7 protein-coding genes and 1 pseudogene are annotated in these 13,238 nt (G+C 71.2%); 2 read left to right on the top strand and 6 right to left on the bottom strand.

What is annotated here, in order from left to right; genetic code table 11:
* Positions 1-118 precede the first annotated feature (118 nt).
* The 5 genes and pseudogenes from dhaK to NFU81_RS07360 form a co-directional block, all read right to left on the bottom strand.
* Positions 119-1,114, bottom strand: a complete 996-nt coding sequence (gene dhaK / locus NFU81_RS07380; protein WP_251486263.1) for a dihydroxyacetone kinase subunit DhaK — start codon at positions 1,112-1,114, stop codon at positions 119-121.
* A 76-nt stretch (positions 1,115-1,190) separates the two neighbouring features.
* Entirely contained in the window at positions 1,191-1,844 is a 654-nt protein-coding gene (dhaL, locus tag NFU81_RS07375) for a dihydroxyacetone kinase subunit DhaL (RefSeq protein ID WP_251486260.1), read from the bottom strand.
* A gap of 26 nt (positions 1,845-1,870) precedes the next feature.
* On the bottom strand, positions 1,871-2,713 hold the full coding sequence (locus tag NFU81_RS07370; protein WP_251486258.1) for an HAD-IA family hydrolase: 843 nt from the start codon (positions 2,711-2,713) through the stop codon (positions 1,871-1,873).
* A 3-nt stretch (positions 2,714-2,716) separates the two neighbouring features.
* Positions 2,717-3,577 carry a class II fructose-bisphosphate aldolase gene (locus NFU81_RS07365; protein WP_251486256.1) on the bottom strand — a complete coding sequence of 287 codons (861 nt, stop codon included), beginning with the start codon at positions 3,575-3,577 and terminating at the stop codon, positions 2,717-2,719.
* A gap of 379 nt (positions 3,578-3,956) precedes the next feature.
* A pseudogene (locus NFU81_RS07360) lies at positions 3,957-4,145 on the bottom strand (integrase core domain-containing protein); the annotation flags it as partial.
* Positions 4,146-4,677: 532 nt separating this feature from the next.
* On the opposite strand from NFU81_RS07360, the gene NFU81_RS07355 reads away from it, so the two are divergent.
* Complete coding sequence (locus NFU81_RS07355; RefSeq protein ID WP_251486255.1) at positions 4,678-7,506, top strand: M4 family metallopeptidase; 2,829 nt, start codon at positions 4,678-4,680, stop codon at positions 7,504-7,506.
* A gap of 250 nt (positions 7,507-7,756) precedes the next feature.
* Here NFU81_RS07355 and NFU81_RS07350 read toward each other — a convergent pair whose 3' ends face one another.
* On the bottom strand, positions 7,757-9,019 hold the full coding sequence (locus NFU81_RS07350; protein WP_251486254.1) for a helix-turn-helix transcriptional regulator: 1,263 nt from the start codon (positions 9,017-9,019) through the stop codon (positions 7,757-7,759).
* A 129-nt stretch (positions 9,020-9,148) separates the two neighbouring features.
* Between NFU81_RS07350 and NFU81_RS07345 the strand changes: the two genes are divergently transcribed.
* Complete coding sequence (locus tag NFU81_RS07345; protein ID WP_251486253.1) at positions 9,149-13,123, top strand: S8 family serine peptidase; 3,975 nt, start codon at positions 9,149-9,151, stop codon at positions 13,121-13,123.
* Positions 13,124-13,238 lie beyond the last annotated feature (115 nt).

The following is a 13,238-nucleotide window of genomic DNA, read 5'->3' as shown; positions in this document are numbered from 1 at the left end:
GGATCGGCGTCCACGACGCAGGGTTCGGGCCTGCGACGTACCTGGCCGCCGGAGTCGCCCTGGCCGGGCGGCCGGTCACGGCCGCCCGGGTGTGCCTCCGCGTGTCGCGGCCGGGCGGTCAGAACACGCGGATCGGGATCTCGGCCGGGTCGGCCAGCAGGTCGGAGATCTCGTCGTCCAGCCGGACCAGCGTGACGGAGGCGCCCGCCATGTCGAGCGAGGTGCAGTACTCGCCCACGTAACTGCGGCGGATCTCGATGCCGCGCTCCACCAGCTGCTTGTGGGCCCGCCCGTAGACCAGGTAGAGCTCGCCGATCGGTGTGCCGCCGAGGCCGTTGACCATCAACGCGACGCCGTCGCCCGAGGTGTACGGCAGGTCGTCCACGACCGCGCTGACCAGTTCGCCCACCATCGCGTCCGCCGGCTGGAGCTTCTCCCGCTTGCGGCCGGGCTCGCCGTGGATGCCGACGCCCATCTCGACGGCGTCGTCCGGCAGGTCGAACAGCGGGGAGCCCTTTGCCGGCGGCGTGCAGGCGGTCAGCGCCATGCCCATGGTGCGGGTCACGGAGTTGACCTTCTCGCCGATCCGGTGCACCTCGTCGAGGTCCGCGCCCCGCTCGGCGGCCGCGCCGACGGCCTTCATGACGAAGAAGTTGCCGGCCACGCCGCGGCGGCCGACGGTGTACGTCGAGTCCTGCACGGCCACATCGTCGTCGATGAAGAGGGTGCGGACGGCGACCCCCTCGGCCTCCGACAGCTCCTGCGCCATCTCGAAGGCCATCCGGTCGCCGGTGTAGTTGTTGACCAGCAGCAGGACGCCCTTCGGGGAGGCGACCAGTTTCACCGTCTCGTACACGAAGTCGGTCGGCGGCGCGGAGAACACGTCGCCGGGACAGGCGGCGTCGAGCATCCCCTTGCCGACAGTCATGACGTGTGCCGGCTCGTGCCCGGAGCCGGACCCCTGGACGATGGAGACCTTGTTCTCCTGCGGGGCGTCGGCACGCATGATCAGGTTGTACTCGGGGACGTACTTCAGCGTGTCGGGGTTGGCCAGGGCCAGACCCTCCAGCATCTCCGAGACGTAGTCCTTCGGGTCGTTGACGAACTTCTTCATACTGTCGCTCCTCAAGGTCGTGTCCGAGCCGCCGGGTGCGGGGCGCCGGGCCGGATGCCCGTGCCGGCGCCCGCGGTCAGTCGCGCGCGTCCCACTCGGCGGCGACGCGCTCCGCCATGACCGCGACGGCCACCGCGCCCGGGTCCGGCGAGCCGATACTGCGCTCCCCGGTGTAGCTCTGCCGACCGCGTCGTGCCTGCATGGGTGTTGTCGCGTCGGCCGCGGCGCGTGCCGTCGACGCGGCGAGGGACGCGAGCTGTGCGGCCGTGGCCGGCTCGCCGCCGGCCAGCCGCTGCTCCAGCGCATCGGTCATCGGGATCAGCGCGTCCAGCAGCGTCTTGTCGCCGAGATCGGACTTGCCGCGCGCCTTGATCCCCTCGACCGCGGCCCGCAGCATCGCCACCGTGTCCGAACCGGACAGCTCCGGCCGGTCCTTGACGGCGGCCGCGGCGCGCAGGAAGGCGGTGCCCCACAGCGGGCCCGAGGTCCCGCCCACCCGTTTGGAGATCACCAGGGCGATCTTCTTGAGGAAATCGGCCGGCGAACCCTCGTCGAGGGTGTCCCAGTCGGCGAGCACGATCTCGAAGCCGCGGGCGAGCGAGAAGCCGAAGTCGCCATCGCCCGCGACGGCGTCGAGGTCCCCGAACGCCTTCTCGTTGTCGACTGCGGTCTGCGCGATGGTGCGGACGACGAAGGCGAGGTCCGCTGCGGATGTCGGCGTCGATGGCATGGCTGGCTCTCCTGACTGGCGCGGCGTCAGTTCCGGCGGGAACCGGAGCCGGGCGGATCGGATCCGCCGGCATCGGCTGCCGACGGATCGGCGCCGGCGGTGAGCAGGGCGGCCAGGTCCGCGAACTCCACCCACGGGCCCGGGTGCGTGCCCAGCGGATCGCGCAGCACGCGGGTGACGGTCTCCTCCGGCGGCGGGTCGCCCAGCGACGTGACCACCAGCGCCGCCCCGGTGAAGTCCTCCTCGCCGGTGTAGGCACTGGTGGTGACGGCGCAGGTCAGCCCGGCGGCGAGCGCCGCCAGCATCCCGTTGCGGCTGTCCTCGATCGCGACGGCGTCCGCAGGGGCGACGCCCAGCTGCTGGACGGCGTGGACGTAGATGTCCGGGGCCGGCTTCTTGCGCGGGACCACGTCACCGGCGAACACGCTGAAGGCCGCGGCCAGTTCGGGCCCCATGGCCAGGTTGAGGACGCTGCGCACCGACGCCTCCGCGGAGGTGGAGGCGACCGCGAGCGTCCACCCGGCCTGCCGCGCCGCCGCGGCGATCCGCCGCACGCCGTCCCGGGGCGGGATGGCCCCGCTGCGGATGATCGCGGTGTAGATCTCGGTCTTGCGCCGGTGCCAGCGGGCGACCTGCTCGGCCAGCGCTTCCGGGTCGTCGGGCAGACCGGCGGCGGCGACGAACTCCGGCGTCAGCAACCGCCGCATCCGCTCCTTGCCGCCGCCCACCTTCACCTTCTCCGCGTACTCCTCGTCGCTCCACCGGACCGGCAGGCCGAACTCCTCGAACGTCTGGTTGAACGCCGGCAGATGGCCGTAGCGCTCGGTGTCGGCGAGCACGCCGTCGCAGTCGAACACCAGTACGGGCACGGTTCAACCCGCCCGGCCGGCGCTGCCGAAGAGCGTCATCAGCGAGCCGGTCATGTCGACGACGTCCTGGCGGACGGACCGGAAGAGGGACGGCGGGTCCCACTTCTGCCGCTCCGCCGCCGATTCGAGGAAGGCCAGGCCGGACTTCATGAACGTCTCCTTGAGCGCGGTCGAGATGTTGACCTTCGCGCACCCCCGGGAGATCAGGTCGCGGAACTGGTCGTCGGACAGTCCGCTGCCGCCGTGCAGCGCGATCGGCACCGGATGCGCCGCCACCAGGTCGGACACGCGCTGGGCGTCGAGCACCGGCGCCTGCTTGTACGACCCGTGGGCGTTGCCGATGGCCGGCGCGAAGACGTCGACGTGCGTGGTCCGCAGGAACTCCAGCGCGACCGCCAGTTCCTGCTGCTGCGCAGCGGTTTCGCTGCCGATGTCGTCCTCCACGCCGGTGATGGACTCGATCTCGCCCTCGACGGCGGCCCCGTACCGACGGGCCTCCGCGACCACCTCGACGGTCTGCCGCATGTTCTCCTCGACCGGCAGCTTGGAGGCGTCGAAGAGCACCGAGTTCCACCCCAGTCGCAGGCACTCACTGATCACCTCGCGCTCCGGGCAGTGGTCCAGGTGCAGGGTGACCGGCACCTCGATGCCGGCGGTCATAGCGGTCCACATCGCCCACAGCACGTCGCCGCCGATCGACTTCACCGTTTTCACGGAGGTCTGCACGATCAGCGGCGAGGACCTCTCCACCGCAGCCGCGAGCACGGCCTCCATGGTGAGGTCGTTGAAGACGTTGATTGCCGGTACGCCGTAGCGCTCCTCGAAAGCGCCGGACAGGATCTCGGTCAGCGGTACAACTCCCACGTCGCCTCCACCGTTCGTCCCGACCTCCATTCCACGCCCGCGGATGCGTGTCCGCCACTTGTGTCCTAGTGGACGCGGAGGGTAGTCGGGCGCCCCGATCGTGCGGGGAGGACCGGCCCGGGTCCCCGACGGCGCAGGCCGCGCACGAAGCATCCCCGGCCCCGGGGCGGACGCGGCACCGAACGTCGTCCTCATCCGGATGAAGGGAGCATCCCCCCGCGGGGAGGACCCGACGGAGCGTCGGTCAGCACTCCCAGGTTGCAGGGTGTCCGGCTCGGTGATGGTGGGCTACTCCAGCAGGTTCAGGCCGCAGCAGATGCCGCCGGTGAGATCGACTGGGGCATCGGGGCGGATTCCACGGTCGTGCGCGCTCACCAGCAACGGCGTCGAAGGAACCTGGTGTACTTCGAGTCGCGCTCCCGGAGCAGGAAGCGTAGTGAGTCCATCCGGCATCCCGGTGTCGTGGCGAGGTTCCTGGCTGCTGCGTGGTCCAGCGGACGGTGGGGTCGGCGGTGATGCCGGCGAGGTGGAGGCGTCTGGTGCCGTGCTCGATGAAGATGAGGACGTATCGGACCGCGCGACCTGACGCCGCAACACCGCGTTCTCGTGCCGGAGCGCCAGCACCTCCGCGTCCTTGGCCGCACGGCTGCGCAGCGCAGCCGCCCAGGTGCCGTCCGAGCTCTGCTCTGGCGGAGAAGTTCGCAGGTCACGCCCCGAATCGTGTTTTCGAGCCGGATTGGCTCTCCGCAGCCCGAGGATCTCATCGGGGAGTGTTCTCGATTGCCTCGGCGACGGCTACGCCCGCGCCGACCGTGCTCCCCAGCGCGTCCGGATCGAGCCCGCGGGGTTCGCACCTGCGCAACTGCGCGTACTCCCCTAGGACTTCTCTTGTGATGGCGTGCGTGCGCCAGCGAAGGTTCAGGACGAGCCACAGGCGTGCCTGTGAGCCGCACAGTTGACGTTCCTTTACCAAGCCCCGGGCTGCGCCGGGCCGTCGGAGGCACTTGTCCATGTCATCACACATACGTCATCGACTTGTTCGGGGATCGGGGCACCCCGGTCCGATAGCCCTGCTCGCCGTCATAGCCGTACTGACCGGTGTGTCCTCTCCGGCGTACGCGGCCGGGTCATCGACCGCGGGCAGTGGAGCCGGGAAACCGGCGGCCAAGGCTCCCACCCTGGTGGACGGGCTGTCCGACGTGGTGGACGCCTCTGTGCCGGCCGCTACCGCAGCCCGCAGCAATCTGGCGGGCCACAAGGACCGTTATCACATCCCCTCCTCGGACCGGGACCTGGTCACGGACAGCGTGACCTCGGACCCTGACGGCGCCGAGACGGTGCGCCTCGACCAGAAGTACCACGGAGTGCCGGTCCTGGGCGCCCAGTACGTGGTGCGCATGACGCACAAGAACGGCAAACGGACCGTCACCGGCACATCCGGCGCCTACTTCACCAGTCTCGATGTCGACACCGGCAAGGCGACTCTCCCCGTCGCGACCGCCGTGGACGACGCGGTGCGGAATGTGCGGGACGGGCTGGCCAGGGGCGGCTACGTCCCCAGCCACGCGAAGAACGGCGACACCCTGTCGGGCACCGACCGCGGGCTGACCATCCTGCCCACCGACAACGGTGTCCTGGCCCGTCATGTCACCGTGAGCGGATCCGACCCGATGACGGGCGCGCCGGTGCTGCAGGAGGTGTATGTCGACGCCGCGACCGGGATGGCGCTGTTCGAGTCCGGCGGGCTGGCCACCCTGGCCGCGCCGGGGCAAACCCCCGGCGCCCACCCGGGCGGCACGGCGGCGAAGCCGGCCACCACCGGCCGGTCCGGCTCAGTGGCCCCGTCCGGCTCCGCGTCCGTCTCCTCTCCCGACCCCGGATCGGCGGGATTCACCGGAAGCGGCACCCTGCTCAACGGCTCCACCGTGCCGCTGTACCTGACGAAGGACGCCTCCACCGGGGCGTACCTGTTGCGGGACACCGCGCACATGGCCGACACCAAGCAGCACAACGTGATCCAGACCTGGGACGCCACCAGCGTGTCGTACCAGGATGCCTCAGGCGTATGGCCGGACGGCGTCGTGCCGTACTCCTCGCCCACCCCTCAGCTCAGCCCGGACCTGACCTCGGTCGGTGCGGTCGACGCGCACTGGGCGGCCGGGCAGGTGTACGACTTCTATCGCGACACCTTCCACCGCAACAGTCTCGACGGCCAGGGTATGACGATCAACTCCCTGGTCGGCGTGACGGACTACGGCAACTCGTTCGTCAACGCCTTCTGGGACGGCACCAAGATGGTGTACGGCACGGGTGACTCCGAGTACCGCTCACTGGCCTCCGACCTCGACGTGGTGGGCCACGAGATGACCCACGGCGTGGTCCAGAACACCGCGAACCTTGTCTACGCGGGCCAGTCGGGCGCCATGAACGAGGCCCTGGCCGACTATTTCGGCAACGCCATCGACATCACCGTCAACCACACGCCGATGACCGATCCGAACGCCGGACTCATCGGCGGCGACCTGTGCCGCACCCTGGCACCCAAGGACTGCGCTTTCCGGGACCTCAACGACGGTGCCACGATGAAGAAACTTGTCGGCATGCCCCTCGGGTCGTCCTACGACAACGGTGGCGTGCATCTCAACTCCACAATCTTCAGTGGCGCGTTGTGGGACATCCGCGAGAGCCTCGGCGGCAAGTCGGCCGACCAGATCGTCTACCGGGCGCTGACCTCCTACATCACCCCTCTGGACGGCTTCGACGAGGGCCGCGACGCGGTCATCGCGGCGGCGAAGTCCCTGGGCGTGCGCGGCAGCCGGTTGGCCGCGGTGAAGGGGGCTTTCGCAGCCCACGGCATCGTGCCGGGCTGGGAGAAGGGTCTGGGTGTGGACAGCAAGGTGCTGCTCGGCCGGCTCGGGACCTTGCCGCAGTTCGTCGGCACCGGCAACGCCCCCAGCACCGGCGGCGGCTGGTGGACGGTTCCCAAGTCCAGCGCCGACAGCACCGCCCCGTACTCCGTGTGGGTCGGCCGCGTCGATGGCAAGGTCAAGCCACGGCAGGTCTCCCCGAACGACGGCCGGACCCACATGAGCGCGGTCACCGACGGCAAGCGCGTGGTGTGGGTTGCCGTCGACACGCCCTCGCCGGACGACCCGTACTCGCACACGTACGACATCCTCTCCGCACCTGTCAGCGGAGGGGCTCCTACGACGCTCTACAGCACCGCCACGGAGGTCACCGGCCTCAGCGTCGAGGGTGACACGGTCGCGTGGTCCCGGCGGAACGCGCAGACCGGACTGCAGCAGGTCCTGTACCTGAAGGCCGGCGGCGCCACCCCGCAGGTGGTCCCGCTCGGCCGTGACTACAACGAGGCCCTCATGCCGGCCCTGAAGGACGGGCGCATCGCCTACGTGCACCAAGGACTCTTCGACGGGCAGTACGGCGCCGTCGTCGAGGTATACGACATCGCGAGCGGCACGACCACGGACCTGGGTGCGCCTTCCTCGCCGGAGTGGATCAGCACACCGGTGGCCACTTCAACCGGCGTGTACTGGCTGATCGACACCGACTACACCGACGACGACTTCACCACCTTGCGCCGGGCGGACTTCGACGGCTCCCACGTCACCGACCTCATCCCGGAGAAGGGCCCGAACCCGGTCCGCGCCTACGGTCTGGCCGCTACGGACACAGAGGTCACGCTGACCGTGTACCCCTCGTTCTCCCAGGTGTTCGACAACTACAACGACACCCTGGCGAAGCTGTACCAGTTCACGCCGCAGGGAGCGCCGCTCGGCCGTGTCTCCTGCAGTGTCGGCCAGCAGTCGAACGCCGCGGCCGATACCGGCAGCCGGGTCCTGTGGATGGACACCACGACCACGGACACCGACCTGGTGACCCGGGACCGCCCGGCGGGCACCTGCGCCTGAGCGCTCCGCGACCGCGGGTCCCGCGATTCTGCGCGAGGACAGCCGGCCGGTACCCATGAGGCAGGGTCCGCCCCCTTCAGAGGGGCGGACCCTGCCGTTCCGTTTCCTGCGCGGTACGCCGCTGTCCGCACACCGCGCCGGCCGTTCGGCCTCGACGGCTTCACTCCGTAATCGCGAGTCGCTGAACAGGCAGATCATCGTGGCGACATCCACCGGCGGTTTCGGGTTCGGTTTCGGGCTCTCCGCGCTCTCAGCGGTCGTGGTCCCCGCCGTCCCCGCCGTCCCCGCCGCCCACCGGCGGCCCCCCGCGGCTCGCCGCGAAGCCGGTCAGCCAGCCGCGTTCCGCCGCGAGCAGGGCCACTTGGAAGCGCGTCCTGGCCCCGAGCGTCTGGACGGCCTCGCTGACGTGCTTCTGGACGGTCCGCCTGCTCACCCCCAGCACCCGGGCGATGGCCTCGTCCTTCAGCCCGGTGGCCATCAGGTGCAGGATCTCCCGGGTCCGCGCGTCGGGTTCCCCGCCGAGGGGGGCCTGGTAGGGAACGCGCCAGTCCCGCAGGGTCTCCAGCGACATGGGGACTGCGCGTTCCCAGATGCTCTCGAAGAAGGCGGCGAGCACGTCGAGCAGGGCCGGGGAGTGCACCAGCAGCGAGCCCAGCCCGGGCCGGTCGCCGCGTAGCGGCAGGAGAGCCGCGGTCCGGTCGAAGAGCGCCAGTTTGACGGGGAGTCCGGAGCTGATCCGCAGGTCCCCGCGGAGCAGCGATGTGCCGCGGACCGCGGTCTCCAGGGACACCGGGTCGGTGAGCCCCTCGCTGTCGTAGACGGACCGCAGCTGTACGCCGTCGCGGGCCGTGACGGAAGCAGGCCGCTGGCGCGGTCCGGGTCCGTCGGGGGTGGCGGTCACGTAGGGCGGTTTCGCCAGGTGCAGTACCTCGTGGCGGCTGGTTGTGAGGAGGTGCAGGTAGCAGGCGGCGACCTCGCCCTCGTCCTCCAGGACCTCGACGGGACGCGGTGTCGCCCGCGGGTGCGCCAAGGCCCGGTACACCTCGTCGAGCTGTTCCATGTGCTCTTCCGCCAGGGCGAGTTCCTGCCGTCGGCGGGCCAGCAGCGAGCCGAGGGACACGCGCGGCGGCCCGACGCTCCAGCGGGTCGGGCGCCCGGGGGCACGGATGACGAGGCGTTCGGCTTCCAGGGACCGCAGTGCCCGTCCGACCGCGGCGGCAGGTGCGGCGACGGCCGCCGCGACGGCTGCGGTGCCCGAGACGGGATGGTGGACCAGGTGATCGAGTATCCGCCCGGCCAGCGGGTCCAGCCCGGCGCCGGCCCACGGGCCCGGTCCCGTCCCGGCTCCCGGGTCACGGCCGGACTCCGCTCCCAGGTCACGGCCGGTCCCCGCCGGGGATTCCGGTCCCGCCCCCGTCCACGGGTCGTCCGCGGAGGTGTCCATCGGCAGCTCCTGCGGGTCGAGAGCGCGCAGTGACCGTACCCGGCCCGTCACCAACGGACCGGCGCTCATGTGGGCAACTGCGCGTACCCGCAATCAAAGGATCTTGTCCAGCGTGACGCTGCACCGTCAAGGTGAGTCGGAGCCGCGATCACTGAGAAGGACAAATATTTACTTCTCTGAATCATCGGAGGACGTCGCATGTCCGTACGCTTCAGACGGGTCGCACTCGGGACCCTGGCCGCCGCTCTGCTGGCCGCCGGGACCCCCGCGGCGGTGCACGCCGCCACTCCCGCCTCCACCGGTGAGCCCCCGCCCTCAGCAGCTGGTGCGGCCCCCGCGGCGCATACGGTCACCCTGCCCGACGGCTCGGTGGTGCGCTGGTCCGATGGCGGGACCGGCACGCTGACCGGCAAGGACGGCAGCACCCGGGTGTTCCCGGTGCCGACCACCAAGGGCCGTACCGGGCTGGGCACCCCGCTCGCCCCGACCGCCGACCTCCTCCAACGCCGCGTAAACGCCGCAGGCCTGACGCCCTACCAGGTAGCTGGCGACACCGGCGGAGCCCGCTCCGCCGTCCGCCCGCAGACCATGAACTCGGGTCCCGTCCCGCTCCCCGCCGCCATCCGCGAGGCGGTCGGCGGCGCCGCCTCCGATCGCAGGTCCCTCGCCGCGACCCCGGCCGCCGCCGTCGGACTCCCCTCCAACGCGGGCCTGACCACATCCTTCCAGTCCTATCTGAACGCCGGCGGGGTCGACGCGGCCGGCGCCTTTGAAGACTCCGCGACCTACCTGCACGCGCTGCCCGGCGCCGGACAGATCGTCACCAACGTGTCGCTCGGCGACCTCACCGACCAGTCGATGGCCGACAACGGCGACTCGTACGTCCAGGCGTACGGCCCCACCACCGTCGTCAAGGACGGGCAGCGCTATCTCGACTACCCCTCCCTGCCGCTGATCCCCACCTACACCAGCGACAACAAGGGCCGGCTCGATCCGACCGGATCGACCGAGGGCCAGGACCCCAACCTCGCCGAGGTGCTGCTCGACTTCTCGATGATGTCCCCGCTGCCGCACGACCGGCAGCGACCCGAGAACACCGGCAGCGGCGCCACCGACCTGCTCGGCATCGCGCCCGGCGCGCAGTACCGGCTCGTCATCCCCCAGGAGCCGTCGAGCGACGGCATCGCCGCCGCCCTGAAGGCCGCCGCCGCGCAGAAGCCGCGCCCCGACGTCATCACCGCCAGCCTCGGCTTCGGCACCGACGGCTCGATCGGCTTTCCCGCCCGGTGGCTGGAGGACGACCCGGTGATCCGGGACACGCTGGCCTCCATCGTGGACTCCGGCGTCGTCGTGGTCGTCTCCTCCAACGACGGCACCCGGCTGGGCCTGCCGGTGTCCGTCGGCCCGGACGGCGGCAGCACGCCCACCGACCGGACGTCCAGCCGGGCGGCGCAGACCGACATCAACGACGTCGCCCCCACCACCACCCCCTCGCTGGTCCGTGACACCGGGGTGATCGCGGCCGGCGGCACCACCGTCGACGACACGCTGACCTCAGGCGACGTTCGTACCGCGGTCTACCCCACCACCCGCTACAACGGTTCGGCCGGCTACTCCTCCGGCTTCGGCACCCGGGTGGACCTGGCCGCGCCCGGCGACAACCTGCCCTCGCTGATCCACACCTCGGACGGGACCTCCGTGGTGCTCAACGGCGGCACCTCGGCGTCGGCCCCGATGATAGCCGCCGCCGCGGCCGACGTCCTCGCCGCGGCCAAGGGCACCGGCAGCAAGCTGACCCCCGGCCAGGTCCGGGACCTGCTGGTCGCGACCGGACGACCGATCGCCCAACCGCCGCAGACCGACCAGCCGCTGCGCATGGGTCCACAGCTGGACGTGACCGCCGCCGTGGAGAAGGTGCTCGCCCAGCGCCACCGCCTCACCCCGTCCGCGGTGCGCCTCTCGGTCGCTCAGCGACAGCTGCTCTCCGTCACCCCCACCACCAGCTTCGTCGAGGCCACCGACCCGGCCGCGATCGACCTGGCCGGGCCCCTCGACGCAATGGACACCCCGTCCGGCCAGAACACCCTGGCCCCGCTCACCTTCGGCCTCGACCTGACGGGCGGCAGCGAGCACCTGGCGTACCGTCTGAAGGTCGGCGCCCATGGATCGATTCCCTCGGCCGGCCCGAGCCTGCGGGTCCTGCCCGGTGAACTGCTGGCCGCCGCGGGCCTGCCGCTGGTGTCCGCCGAACCGCGCGACCTGACCGTGACCTTCGAGGCCCTGGACGGCGCCGAGGTCGTCGCGTCCGCGTCCAGCCGGATCACCCTCGGCGCGACGGACGGCACCTACGAGCAGCCGCAGGCGCCGACCGCGCCCGGTTCGAGCCCGCTCGGCAAGCCCGTCACCGTGCACTACGACCTCACCGGGCTGCGCAACGCCATCGACCCGGCGCTGGTCCTTTCCTCGGTCGGGCACTGGACGCCCTTCACCACCATGGACAAGTGGCGCGCCCAGTGGAGCACCCCGCTGTCCGCCACCAAGGGGTCGGTGACCATCCCGGCCGCGGCCTTCCAGGCCGGCGGAACCGGACTCTACGGCGTCGGCATCACTCTGGGCGGCGGCCAGCTCCTCGGGGACTTCCGGGCGCTGCGCATCGGCCCCGGCGCCGACCAGCGGCCGCAGGCACCGATGCTGGCCGCCGCCGGCGGCGTCACCGGGCACTCCGTGAGCCTGACCTATGCCTCCTCCGGGCTGAAGATCTCCTGGGACGCCAAGGGCGTGGCCGGGGCGGACGGCGCGGCCGTCGAATTCCTCACCCCCGCGCCGACCCTGTACGGAGCGCTCAACACCACCACCAACCAGAACGGCAGCGGCCGCGACGACAACGGTGTCGACCACGCCTCGACGCTGTTCCGCGCGCTGCCGTCGGTGAAGGGCACCACGCTGCTCGACCTCAAGGCGCTGGGACTGCCCACCGGCCTCCAGTACCCGGTACGGGTCGTCGCCACGCACGGCGGCAAGCCCGTCGGCCAGGCGTCGCCGACCTCCTTCGTGGAGTACCTCGACGGTGAGACCGTCCCCGGGACGCTGGAGAACTTCGAGATCAGCGGGGGAGAGGCGCTGATCGCCACCGACGACTTCGAGCAGGACGCCGAAGGATGGACGGTGCTCAAGGGCTCCACCACCCAGTCGTACTCCCTGAAGAGCGGCACCCTCGGCGTGCCGGTCTCGCAGGACACCGGCAGCTCGATGATGCAGGAGGTCGTCGGCGCCGACCCCGCCAGCGGGCACACCCTCATCGCCCGCGCACCGTTCGCCAGCAGTTCTCCGGCGCTGCTCGACCTGCGCGACACCAGGACCGGCGCCGAGGTGCGGACGACCCCGCTGACACCGGCCGACGGCTCCTCGTCGCTCTACTTCCAGGGCGGTGTCGTGGACCCTGTCCGCCACCGCGCGGCCGTCATGACCTACAACGGACTGACCGGTGAAGCCGCCCTGCGGACGGTCGACATGGCCACCGGCAGCGTCTCCGCCCCGCTGCCGGTCAACTCGGCCAGCCCGGGCCGGAGCTTCAGCAACGTGTCCGTCGACGCCTCGACCGGGACCTTCTTCGTCGCCACCTCCGGGACGATGGGCCCCTGCCTCTCCGGGCGGGTGCCCTACTGGGCGGTGTCGGTCGATCCCGACACCCGGACCGTCTCGCCGCTCACGACCATGCCCGGCTGCACCGCGGGTCTGCTGCCCGACGGCAAGGGGCAGCGCGTGTACGTGGCCGCCGGCTCGGTGACCCCGGACTACAACAGCGGGGAGTTCCCGACCAGCAACTGGCGCACCGCGGACCAGCGGACGCTGGACACCTCCGCGCCGAACGACCTCGGGACGCGGGGCGTGATGTGGCCGGCTCTCGACGCGCAGCACCATGTCGCGGTCGTCGCCAACCTGTACGAGGTGGGCACCTCCGGCGACAACAACGCCCTGAGCGAGATCACCGTCATCGACCCCGACACCGGAAAGGTCCTGGGGCGCCACCCCGTCGCCAACGTGGTGAACTCCGTTCTCACCACGTCCAACTTCGACTTCACCAGCCGGCGCGGCCTGTTCCTCGACCCCGCCACCCGCACCGCCTACCTGGTCAACCCGTGGGCCAACGGCCTGGAGCGGTTCTCCTACTGAGCACCCGGTCGACATCGGCCCGGCAGCACCCCTGAGCGGGTGCTGCCGGGCCCCTGGTGCAGCTGGGCGCTGTCGTGATGCGGGGAAGGGCGAGCGGTACGCTGTTCCGCTCGGA

The sequence above is a fragment of the Actinacidiphila cocklensis genome (genome assembly GCF_907177275.1).
In the GTDB taxonomy this organism is placed as follows: domain Bacteria; phylum Actinomycetota; class Actinomycetes; order Streptomycetales; family Streptomycetaceae; genus Actinacidiphila; species Actinacidiphila cocklensis.
This window is presented reverse-complemented; position numbering and strand designations above follow the sequence as displayed.